At 72.2% G+C, this 19,709-nt stretch carries 15 protein-coding genes; 6 read left to right on the top strand and 9 right to left on the bottom strand.

Going from position 1 to position 19,709, the window contains the following annotated elements:
- Window positions 1–19: 19 nt before the first annotated feature.
- The 4 genes from RISW2_RS14050 to RISW2_RS14035 form a co-directional block, all read right to left on the bottom strand.
- Window positions 20–1,387: a DNA-packaging protein gene (locus tag RISW2_RS14050; RefSeq protein ID WP_084615399.1), complete on the bottom strand. Its 1,368-nt coding sequence runs from the start codon at window positions 1,385–1,387 to the stop codon at window positions 20–22.
- Entirely contained in the window at window positions 1,311–1,637 is a 327-nt protein-coding gene (locus RISW2_RS14045) for a hypothetical protein (protein ID WP_043772290.1), read from the bottom strand. The genes RISW2_RS14050 and RISW2_RS14045 overlap by 77 nt, the downstream gene beginning before the upstream one ends.
- A gap of 272 nt (window positions 1,638–1,909) precedes the next feature.
- Window positions 1,910–3,694, bottom strand: coding sequence for an SLC13 family permease (locus RISW2_RS14040; protein ID WP_043772287.1), 1,785 nt, complete (start codon window positions 3,692–3,694; stop codon window positions 1,910–1,912).
- An 85-nt stretch (window positions 3,695–3,779) separates the two neighbouring features.
- Window positions 3,780–4,592, bottom strand: coding sequence for a TIGR00282 family metallophosphoesterase (locus RISW2_RS14035; RefSeq protein ID WP_043772285.1), 813 nt, complete (start codon window positions 4,590–4,592; stop codon window positions 3,780–3,782).
- A 126-nt stretch (window positions 4,593–4,718) separates the two neighbouring features.
- Here RISW2_RS14035 and RISW2_RS14030 point away from each other — a divergent pair, with 126 nt between their 5' ends.
- The 4 genes from RISW2_RS14030 to RISW2_RS14015 all read left to right on the top strand — a co-directional run bounded on the left by RISW2_RS14030 (window position 4,719) and on the right by RISW2_RS14015 (window position 9,466).
- Window positions 4,719–5,102 carry a hypothetical protein gene (locus tag RISW2_RS14030; protein WP_051492047.1) on the top strand — a complete coding sequence of 128 codons (384 nt, stop codon included), beginning with the start codon at window positions 4,719–4,721 and terminating at the stop codon, window positions 5,100–5,102.
- Between the two features lie 125 nt (window positions 5,103–5,227).
- Complete coding sequence (gene cobT / locus RISW2_RS14025; protein ID WP_043772283.1) at window positions 5,228–7,105, top strand: cobaltochelatase subunit CobT; 1,878 nt, start codon at window positions 5,228–5,230, stop codon at window positions 7,103–7,105.
- A gap of 154 nt (window positions 7,106–7,259) precedes the next feature.
- On the top strand, window positions 7,260–9,065 hold the full coding sequence (locus tag RISW2_RS14020) for an aminopeptidase P family protein (RefSeq protein WP_043772281.1): 1,806 nt from the start codon (window positions 7,260–7,262) through the stop codon (window positions 9,063–9,065).
- 56 nt (window positions 9,066–9,121) lie between these two features.
- A complete protein-coding gene (locus RISW2_RS14015) occupies window positions 9,122–9,466 on the top strand; it encodes a DUF427 domain-containing protein (RefSeq protein WP_043772279.1) in 345 nt (114 codons plus the stop codon).
- 248 nt (window positions 9,467–9,714) lie between these two features.
- On the opposite strand, the gene RISW2_RS14010 is transcribed toward RISW2_RS14015, so the two are convergent.
- From RISW2_RS14010 to RISW2_RS14000, 3 genes are all read right to left on the bottom strand, one after another.
- On the bottom strand, window positions 9,715–10,329 hold the full coding sequence (locus tag RISW2_RS14010) for a response regulator (protein ID WP_043772278.1): 615 nt from the start codon (window positions 10,327–10,329) through the stop codon (window positions 9,715–9,717).
- 15 nt (window positions 10,330–10,344) lie between these two features.
- Window positions 10,345–12,930: a hybrid sensor histidine kinase/response regulator gene (locus RISW2_RS14005; protein ID WP_162164331.1), complete on the bottom strand. Its 2,586-nt coding sequence runs from the start codon at window positions 12,928–12,930 to the stop codon at window positions 10,345–10,347.
- Between the two features lie 222 nt (window positions 12,931–13,152).
- Window positions 13,153–14,544, bottom strand: coding sequence for a WecB/TagA/CpsF family glycosyltransferase (locus tag RISW2_RS14000; RefSeq protein ID WP_051492045.1), 1,392 nt, complete (start codon window positions 14,542–14,544; stop codon window positions 13,153–13,155).
- Between the two features lie 288 nt (window positions 14,545–14,832).
- On the opposite strand from RISW2_RS14000, the gene RISW2_RS13995 reads away from it, so the two are divergent.
- Together RISW2_RS13995 and RISW2_RS13990 are read left to right on the top strand one after the other, a co-directional pair.
- Window positions 14,833–16,326, top strand: a complete 1,494-nt coding sequence (locus RISW2_RS13995; RefSeq protein WP_156943857.1) for a GumC domain-containing protein — start codon at window positions 14,833–14,835, stop codon at window positions 16,324–16,326.
- Window positions 16,323–17,594, top strand: a complete 1,272-nt coding sequence (locus tag RISW2_RS13990; RefSeq protein ID WP_043772276.1) for a capsular biosynthesis protein — start codon at window positions 16,323–16,325, stop codon at window positions 17,592–17,594. The genes RISW2_RS13995 and RISW2_RS13990 overlap by 4 nt, the downstream gene beginning before the upstream one ends.
- A gap of 75 nt (window positions 17,595–17,669) precedes the next feature.
- Here RISW2_RS13990 and RISW2_RS13985 read toward each other — a convergent pair whose 3' ends face one another.
- Together RISW2_RS13985 and RISW2_RS13980 are read right to left on the bottom strand one after the other, a co-directional pair.
- Entirely contained in the window at window positions 17,670–18,668 is a 999-nt protein-coding gene (locus tag RISW2_RS13985) for a glycosyltransferase (protein WP_162164330.1), read from the bottom strand.
- Between the two features lie 29 nt (window positions 18,669–18,697).
- Complete coding sequence (locus RISW2_RS13980; protein ID WP_043772273.1) at window positions 18,698–19,696, bottom strand: glycosyltransferase family 2 protein; 999 nt, start codon at window positions 19,694–19,696, stop codon at window positions 18,698–18,700.
- Window positions 19,697–19,709 lie beyond the last annotated feature (13 nt).

Genomic DNA, 19,709 nt, shown 5'->3' with positions numbered 1-19,709 from the left:
AGGCGTTAAGCCGGCCTCCTCAGAGCGTGCGCAGTTGCGGCTCGGCTCCCGCCCCGCGCAACACCAGGTCGCTCAGCGCCCAGACCAGCGCGTCAACGCGGTCGGGGCTGCCCGTTCCCTCGAACCCGCCGGTCGTCATCTGGCACATCTGGTCCTCGAGCGCCTCGAGCCCCGGCAGGTGCGTCACCCGCCCCTGCTCGTAGAGCGCGGCCACCGGTTCAGCCCGCGCGACCTTGCCGCGCGTCGCATGCACCGGCCGCACCGGCACCAGCGGATCGACCTGCCGGATCACCGCCTCCACCATGTCGCCGCCCATGTTGACCTCGGCCACCAGGCGCTCGGCCTGCCAGCGCGCCATGGCGTCGAGCGCGGCCCGCGCCCAGCCGGTCGGTGAGGCTCCCTGCACGCTTGCGTCCTCCAGCACCACGGCCCGCAGGTCCCGCGGCCCCTGCCCGCCCGGATGGATCCCCGCGACAATGATCCCGCAGGTATCGGCCCCCGCCCCGCTCGTGGCCGGCGGATCGACCGCCACCACAACCCGCGTGCAGACCGGCGCCGTGGCGACCGCCGCCCGCTCGAGCATCGCCCGCGTCCAGAGCGCACCCTCGGCATCCTCGACCAGCACGCCGTCAAGCTCCTGCCGCGCGAGCCGTGTGCCGGCATAGCGTGCGCGGACCTCCTCGAGGAACGACGCCGCCAGGTGCGCACGGTTGGCTTCGGTCCGTGCATGGGTGACCACGGTGGACGGCGCCGCCAGGAGCCGCTTGAGGGCGCCGGTGTTGCGCGGCGTCGTGGTCACGCAGACCCGCGGCGCGGTGCCAAGGCGCAGGGCGAACTGCAGCATGTCCCAGGTGCCCTGCGCCCGCCGCCACTTTGCCAGTTCGTCGGCCCAGGCGGCGTCGAATTGCGGCCCGCGCAATCCCTCAGGATCGTGGGCGGAAAAGGCCATCGCCTCGGCGCCGTTCGGCCAGATCAGGCAACGCCGCCCGGCATGCCAGAGCGGCCTTCGGTCGGGCGGCGAACAGGCCAGGATCCCGCTGTCGCCATGGATCATCACCTCGCGCACCTGGTCCTGCGTCTCGCCCACCAGCGCCAGGCGGCGGCACCGCCCCGCGCTGAGGGGGCGTGAGCCCTCGACCATGCTGCGCACCCATTCGGCCCCGGCGCGCGTCTTGCCCGCGCCGCGGCCGCCCAGGATCACCCATGACCGCCACTCGCCCGGCGGGGGCAGCTGGTGGTCGTGGGCCCAGAACTCGAACAGGTAGGGCAGCGCCAGCAGCGCCCCCTCGTCGAGACCGTCGAGAAACGCGTCACTGCTTGCAGCAGGATCGGAGCCGATCAAGTCGGCAACGCAGATCCGCGCGGGCGCGGTCGAGATCGATGGCATAGTCATGGGCGATACCCGCGCGTTCCTTGTTCATCTTCTGCAGTTCGAGCTCGGTCTCGCGCGCCGCGCGCAGCCAGAACTTGACGTCGGCCAGCACCTTCACGGCCTCCGTCGGGTTGCCGAGTTCGCCGTTGACGGCGCGCGCGCGCAGTTGCGTCAGTTCGATGCGGATCGTGCGCACGATCTCGGCGATGGCATTCCGGTCTGCCTCGAGCTCGGCCATGCGGTCTTGCGGCGTGATGAGGCTCATCGTTGTCTCCAGCTTGGATTGCACCCCGCCGCCGCCATGACGCGCATGCCGGACATCCGGGGGGTGCCGACCTTCGACACGTCGTCAACCTTGACGGACAGACCTTAAATCAAGTGCAGGGGAAGCGTACGCTGCCCGGTGCCGGAACACCCGCCCGTGAGCCGCAGGCAGGCGTGCGAGAGACGTTTTTCATCAACATGTTGAGGGCCGCACCGCGCCCGGCGCGACGGCCCCTCGATGTCAACGCGCGGTGACAGCGCGCGCCCGGCGCCTTACGGATTGAGCGGCCAGATCAACGGGATGATGAGCGCCGACAGGACCCCGATCGACAGGTTTAAGGGCACGCCGAACTTGAGGAAGTCGCTGAAGGAATAGCCCCCCGGCCCGTAGACCAGCGTGTTGGTCTGGTAGCCGATCGGCGTGGCGAAGCTGCACGAGGCCGCCACCATGACCGCGACCACCAGCGGCCGCGCATCGATCCCCAGCGCGTCGGCGAGCGAGATCGCGATCGGCGTGATCACGACTGCCACAGCGTTGTTGCTGACCATCTCGGTCAGCACCGAGGTCAGCAGGAACACCGCCCAGATGATGAAGACCCCCCGCAGCTCGCCGATGAGCGGCGCGACGGCGTTCACGATCAGCTCGACCGCTCCCGAACTCTCCAGCGCGGCACCGATCGCCAGCATGGCAAAGATCAGCGCCAGGAGCTGACCCTCGACGAACGAGAACGCCTCGTCGGAATCGATGCACCGCGTCAGCAGGACCACGGCCACCGCGATCACCGTCAGCGCGAGGATCGGCGCCACCCCGAGCGCGGCCAGCACCACGATGCCCGCGAGCGCGCCCAGCGCGATCGGCGCATGTCCGCGGCGATAGGCACGCGCCGACGGCTGGCTCACGTCCACGAGCGCCATTTCCTCGGACAGCCGCTTGATGTCGCCCGGCGCCCCCTCGAGCAGCAGCGTGTCGCCCACCCGCACCACCAGCTCGTCGAGCTGCCGGCCGATGTTCTGGTTCCTGCGGTGTGCGGCGATCGTGTAGACGCCGTAGCGCCGCCTGAGCCGCAGCGCCCCGAGGCTCCGGCCCACCATCTTGCATCCCGGCGTGATCAGGACCTCGACGGTACTCGTCTCGACCGACGACACCTGGTCGACGCGTTTCAGCGACTTGTTGCGCTGCAGGCTCAGAAGCTCGGTCATCTGCGTGCGCAGCACCACGCGGTCGCCCACCTGCAGCGTCACGCCCTGCAGGTTGCGGCGCAGCGAGGTGTCGCCGCGGATCACGTCGATCAGCCGCACGCCGTCGCGCTTGAACAGCTGCACGCCCAACACCTCGCGGCCGATCAGGTTGGAATCCGGCGGAATCACCGCCTCGGTGAAGAACTTCATGCGGCTGCGGTCCGAAAGCATGCCCGCCATGCTTGCCCGGTCGGGAAGGAGCCACGGCCCCACGAACCGCAGGTAGAGCATCCCCCACGCCACGAGCACGATGCCGAGCGGCGTGACCTCGAAGATGGAGAAGGGTTCGAGCCCGCGGCTGCGCGCCACCCCGTCGACCAGCAGGTTCGTCGACGTCCCGATCAGCGTCGTCGTGCCCCCGAGGATCGCGCCGTAGCTGAGCGGCATCAGGAGCTTCGATGGCGACAGCCCCATCACGTTTGCGAGTTGCACGAAGATCGGCAGCATCACCACGACGACGGGCGTGTTGTTCATGAAGGCCGAGGCGACCACCACCAGCGCCATGATGCCCGCGAGCGCCATCCTGGGCCGCTTCTCGGCCCCCGCCTGCGCATAGGTCGTGAAGTAGTCGAGCGCCCCCGTCCGCACGAGCGCCCCCATCACGAGGAACATCGTCGCGATGGTCCAGGGCGCGGGATTCGCCAGCACATCGAGCGCGGCGTCGTAGGGCAGCACGCCCAGCGCCAGCAGCACGCCCACCCCGCCCACGGCCACCACCTCGGTCGGGTAGAACTCGCTCACGAACAGCGCGAACATGACGAGGATGACGCCGAGGGTGATGTAGGCCTGCGTCTCCTGGCCGAAACTCAGAAAGTCCATCGCCGTCCGTCAGCCTGTCGCCTGCGCATCCGCGGCATCATGTCGGGTCGGCACGCCCTGCACAAGGGTCGCACGGGCTCCCGCATCACGGCAGCGCCGCCTGCAGCCGCCCGCCGGTCCGGATCATCCGGATCGACGTGGCCTTGCCGCTGCGATCGTCGGTCTCGACCAGCACGCCGGCCAGCGTCGCCTCGCCCAGGGCCGGCTGGAACCGCGCCTTCGGCATGCCGGTGATGAAGCGGCGCAGGGGCTCGGACTTCTCCATGCCGATCACCGAATCGTAGTCGCCGCACATGCCCGCATCGGTCAGGTAGGCGGTACCGCCCGGCAGGATCTGCGCGTCGCCGGTCGGGATGTGCGTGTGCGTGCCGACGACGAGGCTGGCGTGGCCATCGCAGAAATGCCCCATCGCCATCTTCTCGGACGTCGCCTCGCAATGCATGTCCACGAGCACCGCCTGCGCCTGCCCGCCCAGCGGGTGCGCCTTCAGCACGGCGTCCACGGCCGAGAACGGATCGTCGAAGGGGCGTTTCATGAACACCTGCCCCAGCGCCTGCAGGACGAGGATCTTGCGCCCCCGCGCGTCGCTGAACAGCCGGTGCCCCCTGCCAGGCGCGCTCTTGGCGTAGTTCAGCGGTCGCAGGATCCGGCTGTCTGCCTCGATCGCCTGCAGCATGTCCTTCTGGTCGAAGGCATGATCGCCGAGCGTCACGCAATCGGCCCCGGCCTCGAACAGCACCTTGGCGTGGTCCGCGGTCAGGCCCGCGCCGTTCGACGCGTTCTCGCCGTTCACCACGACGAAATCGACCGACCAGTCGCGCTTGAGCCCGGGCAGCGTGGCGGCGATCGCCTCGCGTCCGGCCCGGCCCATCACGTCTCCGAGAAAGAGGATCTTCATGGAACCGAGGCGTAGAGGCCACCGTTCCAAAAGCAAAGCCCGAAAACGCGCATCCGCCCCTCCGCGGCCCGAGCCGGGCGCGGCGTCAACGGGACCTTCACGAGGTTCGCCGCACCCTGTCCCGCCATGCAGAACGCCCTTCGCCTCCTTGCTGCAACCTGCCTGCTTGCCGCTCCGCTCGGGGCGGCACCGCAGGATCCCTCGACGCTCTTCGCGCAATGCGCGGGTCGGCTCGCCGCGACGATCGAACAGGGTTGGCTGACCGGGCGACACGACACCCGCCTCGCCCGGCTCAAGCGCGATTTCGACGTCCTGACCGACGCCGCGCTGCCCGGGTCCGGCGTCCTGCCGCCCGCGACCCGCGCCGCGCGGATCGAGGCCAAGGCGCACCAGGCGTTCCTGCTGCGGATGGCGGCTTTCCATGCCGACCACCGGCGCGCGCGGCTCGCCGCCGCGGCGGCACGCGACCACCGCGCCCGCTGCCTGTCGCTCCTCCTCGGCGCAGGCTGAGCGCGAAATCGCAGCCAAGGCACTGACATGTAATGATAACTGCCCGAGGAACCGCGTCCGCGGCGGCACGGGCCCCGAACCCGCGCCCCCTTGCACTTCGCGCGGCGACGTTGGACAAGGAATCCATGGTCAAAAGCTCCGACAACCCGGCAGATCCGTTCAAGAAGGCGCTCGCCGAAGCGACCAAGGTCATGGCGCATGACCCCGACCTGACGGTCAGCTACTCGGTCGATCCGTCGGGCGTGTCCGGGGACGCGATGCGCCTGCCGCAGGTGTCGCGCCGCCTGACCCCGGACGAGGTGCTGCTCGCACGCGGGACCGCCGACGCGCTGGCGCTGCACCGCCGCTATCACGACGCGAGTACCCACGCGCGTTACGCTCCGCAGGGCGACATGGCGCGCGAGATCTTCGAATCGATGGAGACCGCGCGCTGCGAGGCCATGGGCGCACGCGACATGCCCGGCACCGCGGGCAACATCGACGCCAAGATCAGCCACGAGGCGGCGCGCAAGGGCTATGCCGAGGTGCGCGACGCCGCCGACGTGCCGCTCGCCACCGCCGCGGGCTACCTCGTGCGCCACCTCGCCACCGGCCGCGACCTGCCCGAGGGCGCGCGCAACGTGATGGAGCTCTGGCGCGGGCACCTCGAACGCGAGGCGGGCGGCGCACTCGACACGATCTCGGGCTCGATCACCGACCAGACCGCGTTCGCCAAGCTCGTGCGCCGCGTCATCACCGACCTCGGCTACGGCGACCAGCTTGGGGACGATCCCGACGAGATCGACGACCAGGCCGACGACCAGGCCGAGGACGGCGCCGAGGAGGAACAGGACCCCGATTCGACCGGCCAGGACGACGAGGGCGAACAGGATCCCGAGGCGAGCCCCGAGCAGAGCCAGGAGGACACCCAGGACGCGAGCCAGGCGCAGGTGTCCATGGACGACATGGCAGACCAGGAACTCGGCGAGGAGACCGAGATGCCCGACGGCGAGGCGCCGCTCGAGCCGCCCCCGCCCGCGCCGGTCTCGGATGCCGATCCGAACTACACGATCTACGATTCCGCCCACGACGAGGAGATCCGCGCCGAGGAGCTCGCCGACCCGGCCGAACTCGAACGCCTGCGCGCCTATCTCGACCAGCAGCTCGAACCGCTCAAGGGCGCGGTCTCGCGCCTCGCCAACAAGCTGCAGCGGCGCCTGCAGGCGCAGCAGAACCGCTCGTGGGAATTCGACCGCGAGGAAGGCATCCTCGATGCCGGCCGCCTCGCGCGTGTCGTGGCGAACCCGACGACGCCGCTCAGCTTCAAGGTCGAGAAGGACATGGAGTTCCGCGACACCGTCGTGACGCTGCTCCTCGACAATTCCGGCTCCATGCGCGGCCGCCCGATCTCGATCGCGGCGATCTGCGCCGACGTGCTCGCCCGCACGCTCGAGCGCTGCTCGGTCAAGGTCGAGATCCTGGGCTTCACCACGCGCGCCTGGAAGGGCGGCATGGCCCGCGAGAAGTGGCTGAACGCCGGCCGGGAACAGCAGCCGGGCCGCCTGAACGACCTGCGCCACATCATCTACAAGGGGGCCGACGCGCCGTGGCGGCGCGCCCGCGCCAATCTCGGGCTGATGATGAAGGAAGGCCTGCTGAAGGAGAACATCGACGGCGAGGCGCTGGAATGGGCGCACCGCCGCCTGGTGAACCGCGCCGAGGCGCGCAAGATCCTGATGGTGATCTCTGACGGCGCGCCGGTGGACGATTCGACCCTGTCGGTGAACCCGGCCAACTTTCTCGAGAAACACCTGCGCGACGTGATCGCCATGGTCGAGCGCAAGCGGCAGGTGGAACTCCTTGCCATCGGCATCGGCCACGACGTGACGCGCTACTACGACCGCGCGGTGACCATCACCGACGTGGAACAGCTGGCCGGCGCCATGACCGAGCAGCTCGCCTCGCTCTTCGACAGCGACCCGCGGTCGCGGGCGCGCGTCATGGGCATGCGGCGCGCCTCGTGAGCGGAGTTTCGTCTCGGCCTCCGGCTGAGCCGACGCGCCGGGGGCTGCGCCCCCGGCCCCCCGCGCGGCGTGGAGCGCCCGCGCCCCGTTCTGCGTCGCGCGGGCGGGCCGGGCGGGCTTGGATATTTTTGCCAAGAAGAAGCGGGGACGTGCGGTGAGAGACGACAGGGAGACGCAGTTCCAGACCTTCGAGATCACCGCGCGCCCCGAACAGGGGCCGCCGCGCCTCGCGCGCCTGCGCGCGGAGATGGCGCGCGCAGGCCTCGACGGCTTCCTCGTGCCGCGCGCCGACATGTACCAGGGCGAGTACGTGGCGCCGCGGGACGACCGGCTGGCCTGGCTCACGGGCTTCACCGGCTCGGCCGGCCATTGCGTGGCCCTGGCGGACCGCGCAGGGGTCTTCGTCGACGGGCGCTACCGGGTCCAGGTGCGCGCGCAGGTGGCGTCGGACTTCACGCCCGTGGACTGGCCCGAGACCTCGCTCGGATCGTGGATCGCCGCGGCGCTGCCCGAGGGCGGCCAGGTGGGCTTCGATCCCTGGCTCGTGACGGTCGAGGGCCTGCGGCGGCTCGAGGAAAGCGCGGCGCCGGTGCGCTTCGCGCGCACCGACAACCTCGTCGACCGGATCTGGGAGGACCAGCCGGCCCCGCCCATGGGCGCCCTCTCGGCGCAGCCCGCGGACCTGGCGGGCCGCGACCACGGCCAGAAGATCGCGGAGATGGCCGACGCGCTCGGAGATGCCGCGGCCTGCGTTCTGACGCAGCCCGATTCGATCGCGTGGCTCCTCAACGTGCGCGGCTCGGACATTCCGCGAAACCCGGTGCCGCACGCGCTCGCCGTCCTGCACGCGGACGCACGGGTGACGCTGTTCGTGGCGCCCGGCAAGCTCGCAGGTCTCGGCGAGCACCTGGGACCGGGGATCGCGGTGGCCGCGCCCGAGGACTTCGCCCCCGCGCTCGCGGCGCTCGCGGGCCCGGTGCGCATCGATCCCGCGACCTGCCCCGTCGCGGTGGCGGACATCCTCGCCGGCGCCGGAGCGGACCTGCGCGAGGCGCCCGATCCCTGCCTCCTGCCCAAGGCGCGCAAGACCGAGGCCGAGATCGCGGGCGCGCGGGACGCGCACCTGCGCGACGGCGCCGCGATGGTCCGTTTCCTCGCCTGGCTCGACGCGCAGCCCCCGGGCAGCCTGACCGAGATCGACGTCGTCACGCGGCTCGAGGCAGAACGCCGCCGGACCAACGCCCTGCGCGACATCAGCTTCGACACGATCGCGGGCACCGGGCCCCACGGCGCCGTCGTGCATTACCGCGTGACGCGCGAGACGAACGCGCGGATCGAGGAGGGACACCTCCTCCTCGTCGACTCGGGCGGGCAATACGTGGACGGCACCACCGACATCACCCGGACCGTCCCGGTCGGGGCGGTGGGAGCGGAGGAGCGCGCGGCCTTCACCCGCGTCCTGCGCGGCATGATCGGGATCTCGCGCCTGCGCTGGCCGCGGGGCCTGGCCGGGCGCGACCTCGACGCCGTAGCGCGCGTGGCGCTCTGGGAGGCCGGGCAGGACTATGCCCACGGCACCGGCCACGGCGTCGGCAGCTTCCTCTGCGTGCACGAGGGACCGCAGCGCCTGGCGCGCACCGGCACCGTGCCCTTCGAGCCCGGGATGATCCTGTCGAACGAGCCCGGCTTCTACCGCGAGGGGGCCTACGGGATCCGGATCGAGAACCTGGTCGTGGTGCGCGAGGCCCCGGACCTGCCCGGTGGAACCGTTCCCGACATGCTGACGTTCGAGACGCTGACATATGTCCCCATCGACCGCCGCCTGATCGTGGCCGAGATGCTGGGACAGGCCGAGCGCGACTGGCTCGACGCCTACCACGCCACCTGCCGCGCGCGGCTGGCGCCGCTCGTCGAGGGCGACGTGGCGGACTGGCTCGACCGGGCGACGGCACCGATCTGACATGTTCCCGTGACCTTCGAGGGGTCAATGGAACCGGACAAGACAGGGAGACACAGATGAGCGACGACATCAGGATCCGTCCTGCCGAAGGGACCTGGGTGGTGCGCGCCGGCGGCGCGGTGCTGGGCGAATCCGCGAACGCGCTGGAACTGAGCGAGAAGGGCCATGCGGAAGTGATCTACTTCCCCCGCGCCGACATCGCGATGGCGCTTCTCGACCGGACCGACCACACCACCACCTGTCCGCGCAAGGGGACGGCGAACTACTTCTCGATCATGTCGAAGAGCAAGACCTACGAGAACGCCGCCTGGACCTACGAGGACCCGAAGGCCGGCGCCGAGAGGATCGCGGGCTACATCGCCTTCTACGAGCAGGACGAGGTGATGGTCGAGCAGCTCTGACCTACCGGGTCCCCGGGCGACCGCCGGTCTCAGCGGCCGCCGCACCCTGCGGTTTTCCGCGCCCGGCGCGGTGGCATGCGTGGTCGGCGACCAGTGTGGGCCGCGGGTCGCGTGGACGCCCCGCGGCAAAAGGCGCCGCCGGCGCCGGCGCGTGATTCGTGCGAACCGACGGGAACGGCCGTTCGGTTGCGACCCCGCGGCGCGCCGTCGGCATGTGTGCGGCGCGCCGTCGGCATGTGTGACGAGCGTCAGCCGATGCCCGCGTCCCGCGCGATCATGACGGCGTGCGTGCGGTTCCTGGCGCCGAGCTTGCGGCACAGGGTCTTCACATGGAGCTTGATCGTCACCTCCTGGAGGTCGAGTTCGCGCGCGATCTCCTTGTTCGAGGCGCCGCGCGAGAGCCCGTCGAGCACCTGCCGCTCGCGGTTGCTGAGCTGCGCCGCGATGCCGCAAGCGGGCGCCTCGGCGGCGGAGTGCAGCAGGCTGACCGGGACGTAGCTCTCTCCCGCCGCCATGAAGCGGATGGCGTTCATCAGGGATCTCGCGCCGAGCGTCTTCGGCACGAAGCCGATCGCGCCCTGCGCCAGCGCCTCTCCGGCGACCTGCCGCGACGCGGTGCCGGACATGATGGCGACCGGAACCTCGCCCACCGCCGCGCGCATCCGGTCGAGGCCCTTCAGCCCGTCCATTCCGGGCATCGCGTAGTCGAGAAGCACGAGGTCCCAGGGTTCCGCGCCGACCGCCTTGTCGAGCGCGCCCTGCAGGTCGGAGGCCGTGTCGGTCACGGCGCCGCCTTCCGAGGAGAGGAAGGCCGCGATCGTGTCGCGCACGAGGTTGTGGTCGTCGGCGATGAGGATCCGCATTCTGTCGGTCTCCGGTCAGCAATGCGCCAGGTCATCGGCGCGGGAGGTCTGATCGCGTGGGGGCGGCTCGGGAAGCCCGCGGGCCGACGCGGCAAGGACGGGACGTGTTCCGGCCCAGAGGGGCGCGAGACCGGACAGCGCAGAGGCCGGGACGGGTCCGGGTGCCGTCTTCAGCCGGGTCTCGAGATCGGACAGCGCGCAGCGCAAGGCGGCGGCGCCGACCATGCCGCATCCCCCCGCGAGCGTGTGCACGCGCGCGGCGAGGTCCGCCCGCGGTGCCGCCGCGGCGCCGGGCCCCGTCAGCCACGCGATCGCCGCATCGGCCTCGGTCACGAAATCGGCGCAGAGCGCCCGGAAGGCCGCGGGCGCCAGCATCTCGCGCAACTCGGCCATGACGGCCGCGTCGATCGGGTCCGCCGCGGGTGCGGGCGCCGCGGCGGCGCCGCCGCGCGGGGCGTCCTCCGACGGGACAGGCGCAGAGGGGTCGGCGAGAACGCTCGCCAGCGCGGCGCGCGTCGCGGGCTTCACGATCGTGCGGGCCATGCCGGCCGCGGCGAAGCGGGCGAGTTCCTCGGGCATGGCATGGGCGGTCAGCGCCACGATCGGGGTGTCGCGGCAGGCGCCCTGCCCGCCACGGATCCTCCGCGCGGCGGTGACGCCGTCGATCCGCGGCATGCTGATGTCCATGAGGATCAGGTCGAAGGGGCGTTCCGCTGCCGCCTCGATCCCGGCCTGCCCGTCATGTGCCTCGGTCACGCAATGGCCGAGCCCTTCCAGCATCTCGCGCAGAATCATGCGGTTGACCGCGTTGTCCTCGACGATCAGGACGTCGCGGCGGGGGCTGCGCGGCGGAGACCCGGCCGGCAGGGCGCGCGACGGGGCCGCGGTGCCCGGCGCGGCGGCAGGCAGCGGCAGGCGGACCCAGAACAGGCTACCCTCGCCCGGCTCGCTCTCGACGCCCAAGGTCCCGCCGAGCGCCGCCACAGTGCGCCGCACGATGCCGAGGCCGAGGCCCGTGCCGCCGTGCACCCGCCCGTAAGAGGCGTCGAGCGTCACGAAATCCTCGAAGATGCGCTCCTGCTGGTCCTCGGGGATGCCGAGGCCGGTGTCGAGGATGCGGAGCTCCACGAGGTCGCCGTCCGGCAGCCGCTCGGCCTCGAGCGCGACGGTGCCGCCCTCGGTGAACTTGATCGCGTTGCCGAGAAGGTTCAGCAGGATCTGCCGCAACCGCACCGGGTCGCCGTGCACGTGGTCGTTTCCGTCGAGCCCGCTCGCCGTCAGGGTGTTGCCCGCCTGTTCCGCGAGCGGCTCCTGCGCCGCGGCGATGGCCTCGAGGAACGGGTTCAGCGCGAAGCACTGCTCCTCGAGGCGCATCCGGCCGGCGTCGAGACGCGCGATGTCCAGCACGTCGTTGATGTGGTGCAGGAGCACGTCGCCCGAGCTGCGCATGACCCCGAGATAGCGCGCCTGTGTCGGGTCGAGGGGCGTGTCCTCGAGCAGTTCGAGCGTGCCGAGCAGGCCGTTCAGCGGCGTGCGCATCTCGTGGCTCATGGTCGCGAGCATCCGGGACTTCGACCGCTCGCCCGCCTCCGCCCGGTCGCGCGCCTCGCGCAGCTCCCGCTCGGCCGCGACGCGCTCGGTGATGTCGCGCAGGAAGGACACGAAGATCTCGCCGTCGACGCTCTGCGCGGCGGCGATCGACAGCTCGATCGGGAAGGTGTGCCCGTCCCGGTGCAGCGCCTCGAGCTGGACGCGGCCCGCGCCAACCACGCGCGGGGCGCGGGTCGCGGCATAGCGCGCCATCCCACTGCGGTGACGGTCGCGCAGGTGGGGGGGAACGATCGTCTCCTCCATCTGCCGGCCCACGAGGTCGCCCGGCGCGTAGCCGAAGACGGCCTCGACCGCCGCGTTCGCCTCGATGATGCGCCCGGTGCCGTCCGCGACGATCACCGCGTCGAGCGAGGACGACACGACGGCGGCCCGGCGCGAGGCCGACAGGCGCGCATCGCGGGCGTGGCCATCGAGCACGCGCAGGGCGCGCCAGAGCACCGCGACGAGCAGCATGAGCCCCGCAAGCAGCGCCAGCGTGAGCGACGCGAGGTCCCGCAGCGTGTCGAGGAACCCGGTGCGCCGCAGGTCGGAGGCTTCGGCGAAATGGGCGATCCCGGTCAGCCCGATCGCACGGACGTCGCCGCGGATCGCCTGCATGCGCCGGCCGAGGTCCGGCAGCGCGGCGACCAGGGCGGCGTCGCCAGCATCGATCTGCGGCACGCTCGCCGCGACCGCCGACCAGACGGTGTCGAGCGCCGCCTCGTAATCCGCATGGGCGCGGAGCGCGGCGTAGACCCGGCTTTTGCGCAGCATGTCGATCCGGCTGTAGAAGATGTCGAACCGCAGCCGCAGGTCGGGAAGGCTTGCCCGGCCCTCGGTTTCCGCCCTGAGGAGCTGCGCGTCGAGAGCGAGGTATTCCACCTCGACCTGCGCGAGCACCCACTGGACATTGTCCGATTGCGCCTCGGCGAGCGCGTCGAACCGGCCGCTCGCCTCGCGCACCAGCATCCACGCCGTGACCGCGAGCGCGGCGATGGCGGCCACTGCCACGGCCGCCCGGACCCACGCACCGGGCGACAGCCTGGCGCCCTGCCCGCCCGACGGACGTGTCGCTGCCGATGCGGCCGAAGACGGATGAGGGTGAACGAGGCGCATCGCGATTCCGTGGTGCCGGTGAACGACGCGAACGATGCCATGCGCCCCCCGCCGCAGCGACGGCGCAGATGCTTATGGCGCCTACCCATCGGGATAGCCTTCGGCACCGGCAGGGCGTCAGTAGGCGCCCCGCCCTCCGAGAACGGCCCGGACCGTCAGGCCGATCAGCACGAGGTCCATGAGCACGCTCGGGCGCGCGGCATAGGACAGGTCCATGTCGATCATCTTGTCGAACCCGATATCGGCGCGTCCCGACACCTGCCAGAGGCCGGTGATGCCCGGCCGCACCCGCAGCCGCGCGCGGGCACGGTCGGGATAGGCCGAGACCTCCGCAGGCAGGGCCGGACGCGGTCCGACGATCGCCATGTCCCCCCGCAGCACGTTCAGGATCTGCGGCAATTCGTCGAGCGAGTACCGGCGCAGGATGCGTCCGACCCGCGTGACCCGCGGATCCGAGCGGGACTTGAAGCAGAGGCCACTCCGGTCCGACTGCGCCTCGAGCGCCCCGCGCCGCGCCTCGGCATCGACATGCATCGAGCGGAACTTCAGCATCTCGAAGGTCTGCCCGTCCCGGCCCACACGTATCTGCCGGAACAGGACCGGGCCGCGGCTGTCCAGCGTCACGGCGAGCGCGGTCAGCAGGAACACGGGCGCCAGCGGTACCAGCGCCAGCGCCGCGAGCCCGAGGTCGAGCGCCCGCTTCGCCAGCGCCTGGGCCTGCGGCTGCATCGTGGCATGCCGCGCCGCCCGCAGCAGGAAGACCGCGTTGCCCGCGACGTAGCGCCGCGCCATGCGGCGCGGCTCCATCGCCAGACGCCAGGCCCATTCGAGCCGCGCCCGGCGCAGCGGCCGCGGCGCGCGCGCGACGTTGCCCGCGAGGAAGTCGAGCAGCGCGCCGACGCCAAGCGTCAGGCGGGGCTTCAACAAGTCCGCATGGTCGGCGAGCCAGGTGTCCTGGCGCGGGACGCCCATGGCGACGATCAGGATGTCGGCGCCCGAGGCGTTGATCTCGGCGATCGCGGCGCGCGGATCGGCGGCGCCGGCATACCCGTCGCGGCAGCCGGCCACCACGAGGCCCGGGATATCCCGGCAGAGCCGGTCGGCCGCGGCCTCCGCTGTCCCCGGGCGCCCTCCGAACAGGAAGACCGACAGGCCGGCCCGTGCCGCCGCCGCCAGCAGGCGCGGGGTCAGGTCGGTGCCGTTGAGGTTCTCCGTCAGGGACCGGCCGGCCATCCTGGCAGCCAGCTCGATCCCGATCCCGTCGGGCAGGAGCACGTCGCCCGTGCGCAGCGCCCGGGCATAGGCCGCGTCCCGCGCCGCCACGTTGATGCAATGCGCATTCACGAAGTGCACCCGCCGCCGCCCCGGCGACAGGAGCGCGCGGATCGTGACCTCCGCCGTGGCATCGACGAGGTCGAGACCGAAGAGAGGTGTCGTGGTCAGCGTCCGCCGCGTGCCCGCGGGCAAGACGTGATGTGTGTCGAGCGTGGAGAAGTCTGCGTGTTTCATGGCCCCGGCCACCCGTTGATGGATGCTCGAGATCTCGCCCGGCACTTGAAAAATCGCAAAATAACAGAGGGATAAGGACGCGCATCGAACGGCCATGGGCACCGCCGCGCGCATAGTCGGCCCGTCTTCCGAAGCATAGGGCGCGCCGCGCGCCCTATGCGGGGCGCGGGCGTTGCTACCTCTCCGGATAGGGCGCGCTCTCCTCTGCGACCGGGCGCTGTCCCGCCGCACCCGCGCGGCGCGTGGCGCGCTGGCATATGAGCGGGGCCACAAGCACGGAGGCCCGTCATGATCCACATGCCCACGACCGATACGGGACGGGAGCGCGGGCCCCTGTCGCTGCGCCCTATCCTCCGCCGTGCGCCGGGCGAGATCGGCCTTGGCCGCCTCCTCACGGGCGGCGCGCTCGCCGATACGGGGCGGCTTCCGCGCTACGCCGCCGCCTTCGCGCTCGGCGCGGCGGCGATCTGGGCGCCCATCACGGGCTACCTCGGGACGGCCGCGCCGAGCTATACCTCGGAGATGTCGCTGATCCTGCCCGGCTCGGGCGCCGGCGCGTCGGTCACCCTCAGCGATATCGGCCAGGCATCGACCTTTGCCGACAGCGCCTTTGCCAGCAACGCGGTCAGCCCGACCGTGACCTACAAGCTCCTGCTGTCGGCGGACCGGATCCTCGTCGCCGCGGCCGCGCGCATCGGTCAGACACGCGCGCAGTTCGGCGCGCCGCGGATCGAGCTCGTCGACCAGACGGGCCTCATCCGCGTCGCGGTTCGGGACGGCACGCCCGAAGCCGCCCGCGCAAAGGGCGCGGCGCTCATCGACGCCTTCTTCGCCGAGCTTGACGCGCTGCGGGCGGACGAACGCGATGTGCGCGAGAGTTCGGGCGCCGACGCGATCGCCGAGTACCGCACCTCGATCGCCGAGACGCGGGCCGGGATCGCCGCGCTGCAGGACGAGACCGGCCTCGACTCGGGCGAGCAGTACCGCACCCTCGTCGCCGAGACGGACAGGCTCGCGCTCAGGGTGTCCGAGCTGGCGGCGGCGCTCGACGACGAGGAGGAGGCGGTGGCGCAGCTGCGCGCGACCCTCGGCGTCGACGCGGAGCGCGCCGCGCTGACGCTGCGCCTGCACGCCGACACCGAGTTCGCCGCGCTGGCCGAGGACATGTCCGCGCAGGCAAGCATCCTCGCGGGCGCCCGGGGCCAGTACGGACCGCGCCATCCGAGGGTCGTGGCGCTCGCGGACAATGTCCTCGCGGCCCGCCGCGCCGTCGAGATCCGGGCGCGGCAGATCACCGGCCTGCCCGCGGAGGCCTTCGCGGACCTCGACCTCTCGCCCGTGGGCGAGCGCGGGGCGCTCCTGGCGGATCTCGTGCAGCGCGACGCGGCACGGGCGGGCAAGGCCGCGGAACTTGCCGCCGCCCGGGCCCGCCACGAGGCCGACCTCGCCCGGGTCGCGGCCCTGCGCGCGCCGGCCGCCCGTCTCGAGGACCTCAGCCGCGATTTCCAGGTGGCCGAGGCGATCTTCGCCACCGCGATGGCACGGACGAAATCGTCGCGCTCCGAGCTCTATGCCTCCTACCCGATGGTCCAGGTGCTCGAGGATCCCTCGCTCCCGACCCGGCCGAGCTCGCCGCGCAGGACGCTCGCCCTCGCTGCGGGCGGCGTGGCAACCCTGATGCTGCTCACGGGCTTGGGGCTCGCCTGGATCCGCAGCTCCGTGGTCGCGGCGCTGACCGGGGCGGACCGGGGCGCGAGCGCGACACCTGCAGGCGCGACATGAGCCCGCGCACTCCCGCGGAGCGCCTGCTCTGCCGCGCCATCCTCTGGACCTGGGGCCTCTACGCGATCGGGGCGCTCTACGTCGCGGGGCCCGTGCTCGCCTGGCTCGTGGGCGGGCTCGCGGCGCTGTCGCTCTATCTCGGGCCGGCGATCCGGCCCGACCTGCGCGCCACGGGACCGGTGCCGCCGGTCATCTGGGCCTGGATCCTCGGCATGGCGGTGATGCTCGTGGCGCTCTGGGCCGGCCACCTCGACTGGGGGCTCGGCATGAAGAAGACGATCAAGTCCTCCGTCGGTTGGGCCAAGGGCTGGGCGCTGCTCGCGCTCTTTCCGCTCGCGGGCGCGATCCTGCCGATCCGGCGCGAGGTGCTCGTCCGCGCGCAATGCGTCCTCGGCCTGCAGACGCTGCTGATCGCGCCCGTCCTGCTGGCAGCGCCGTATCTTGGCCTGCCCGAGCGCCTCTTCACCTCGCCCCTGCAGGCGGTGGGCGGACCGGGGCCGGAATATTTCTCGGTCTACCTCTTCACCCTCGATCCCGCCTCGTGGACCCCGCGCTGGCAGTTCTACGCGCCCTGGTCGCCATTCGCGGCCCTCCTCGGCGTGATCATGGTCCTTTTCGCGCTCGAGGACCGCGCCCCGGGCTGGAAGGCCGCGGGCATCGCCGCGGGGCTCCTGATGATCCTCGCGTCGAAGTCGCGCATGGGTCTCGTGGGGCTCGTGGCCTGCACGCTGGGGCCCCGGCTGCTGCCGCTGCTCCTGCGCGGTTGGGCGTGGCAGGTCGGCGCCGCGCTCACCGCATCGCTCGCCGTCCTGGGCCCCGGCCTCCTGCAGGCCGGCAGGACCGGCGTCACAGCCTTCCGCTCCGCGCGCGCGGACAGCACCCGCGTGCGCGAGACGCTGCAGAGCATCGCGCGCCAGCGCTGGCGGGACGAGGCCGTGTGGTTCGGCCACGGCACGGTCGAGCCCGGCCCGCACCTTGTCGAGTTCATGCCCATCGGCAGTCACCACACCTGGTGGGGCCTTCTGTTCGTGAAGGGGCTCGCGGGTTTCCTCGCGCTGCTCGTCCCGCTGGCGTGGCACACGGCGCTTGCGCTCCGGGACGCGGCCCGCACCCCGCGCGGGGCGCTGCCGCTCGGGCTCCTGATGACGCTCTGGCTCCTGTCCTTCGGCGAGAACATCGAGATCGAGGCCTACATGCTCTGGCCCGCCCTGGTCGTGCTCGGCATCCACGCCCGCGAGATGGCCGACGCGCGACCCCGGCGCGGCTGATCCCGTGCCGGCGTCGCGCGCGGCAACGCGCCCCGGCGGCCGGCCGGGCGTCTGCCTGCCTGACGGGCGACCGGCTCAGGCGGCGCGGGCGCGGGACCCGCACAGCTCGCCGATCAGCCGGTCCCAGCCCTCCTCGGACCGGGCCATGGCGCCCGCGGCGTCTGCGCGCGCGGCGGCGATCCGGTCCCGCGGCACGGCGCGGGCGAGGTCCTCGATCGCGGCGGTCCACGCGGCAGCCGCGCGCCCGACGCGGATGGCACCCGCGCGGGCGTGTTCCTCGAGCCCGTCGACACCGGCAGACACGAGAAGCGGCCGCGACGCGGCCCGCGCCTCGAGCGCCGCGAGGCCGTAAGGTTCCCAGCGCGACGGCATGGCCACCGCGTCAAGGGCGGCGAGCGTGCGCTCTGGCGTGGAGGTGAAGGGCGCGAAGGTGATGCGCGGATCGCCCGCGGCCCGGCGCACGAGGTCCGCCCGCTCGGGTCCGTCGCCGGTGAGGCCGAGCGTGAGCGCCGGGTCGGTCGTCGCGCGGAAGGCATCGATCAGGATGTCGAGTCCCTTCTGCCGGTCGAACCGCCCGATCGCGCCGAACCGGCGCGCCGGGCGATGCGGCGCACCAAGCGCGAGGAACGGGCCGAGATCGGTCACCGGCGGGATCACCCGCAGCGCGCCCGTCCCGACGAGCCCCGTCCCGGCGAGCCACTCCGCCTGCGCCCCGCTCACCGCGACCACCCGGTCGAACAGGGCGTAGGCTCCGCCGAGCAGCGCCTGGAAGCGCGCGGGCGCACGGACGCATTCCTCGGCGAAGGCGCCGCTGTAGCTGTGTTCCACGTGGACGAGCGGCAGGTGCGCCGCCCGCGCCCTGAGCGCCGACAGCGCCGGCAGCGTCCGCCAGCTGACGGACAGGTGCGAGACGACGAGGTCGGCATCGAACCGTTTCGGCAGCCGCCCCCGCGGGACGATCACCACCGCGTGGCGCACCCCGCCCGCGAGATGCGCCGTCCCTTTGAGCCGGGCGAGGAACCGGGTGACGCCGCCCGGGCCGCCGTCGTCGAGCAGGTGAAGGATCTGGATCATGTGCGACATCCTTTCGAAGCAGGCAGACGTCAGGTCCGCGCCGACAGAAGAGCCGCCTCGGCCCGGCGGAGGGCGGCCGGGCCGAAGGCAAGCAGGCAAGCGGTGGCGCCGAGCGTCACGAGCGTCCGCCCGGGGTCGCGCCAGAGCGGCACCGACGAGGCGGCGAAGGCACGGCGCAGCCAGCCGAGGGCCGCCGTCCCGTCGCCCGCGCTGACGGCGCGCCGGGCAAGGTAGCGGCACTGGAAGGCCCGCGCGACCGGAGCCTCCGCCGCAAAGAACGCGGGCGCGCAGGGGCCAAGCTTGTCGACCATGCGCTCCCAGCTCGCATATTGCGCGCCGGTATCGGCCGAGAGCCCGGCGCCATGCACGCGGTAGAGCGTGAGGTGCCCCGGGATCCCCTCGATCCGCCAGGCGGTCGTCAGCACGAGCCGCAGCCAGCACTCGATGTCCTCGGACTGCCGGAACGTCTCGTCGAAGACCCAGGGCCGCACGGTCTCGCCCGTCGGCATGAAGGCCAGGGCGCGCAGCGCCCCGGCGCGCACCACCGCCGCCGAGCCGTTGCCGATCGGGTTGCGGCGGAACACGTCCGACGCGGTGACCCCGGTCAGCTTCGGCGTCATCCGGTGACCGGTCCTGCGGCCTGCGGCGTCGATCATCGCGCTGCCGCTGTAGCTGATGCCCAGATCCGGGATCGCGTCGAGATGCGCCACATGCGCGGCGAGCTTCCCGGGCAGCCAGAGGTCGTCCGCGTCGCAGAAACCGACGTAGCGCCCGCGGGCGGCGGCGATGCCGGTGTTGCGTGCGCCCGCGAGGCCGCGATTGGCCTGCCGCACCACCCGCACGCGCCGATCGGCGGCCGCGTAGTCCGCGCACATCGCCGGCGTCGCGTCGGTCGCGCCGTCCTCGACGAGCACGATCTCGAAATCGCCGAAGGTCTGGGCAAGAAGAGACGCCATCGTCGCGGGCAGCGTCGCCGTCGCGTTGTAGGCGGGAACGACGATCGTGGCTGTCGGGCATGTCTCGGGCATCGGGCACTCCGTG

Origin of the sequence: Roseivivax isoporae LMG 25204 (genome assembly GCF_000521865.1) — a bacterium.
Taxonomy (GTDB): domain Bacteria; phylum Pseudomonadota; class Alphaproteobacteria; order Rhodobacterales; family Rhodobacteraceae; genus Roseivivax; species Roseivivax isoporae.
The sequence above is the reverse complement of the archived record's forward strand: the minus strand, read 5'-3'. Positions and strand labels throughout refer to the sequence as shown.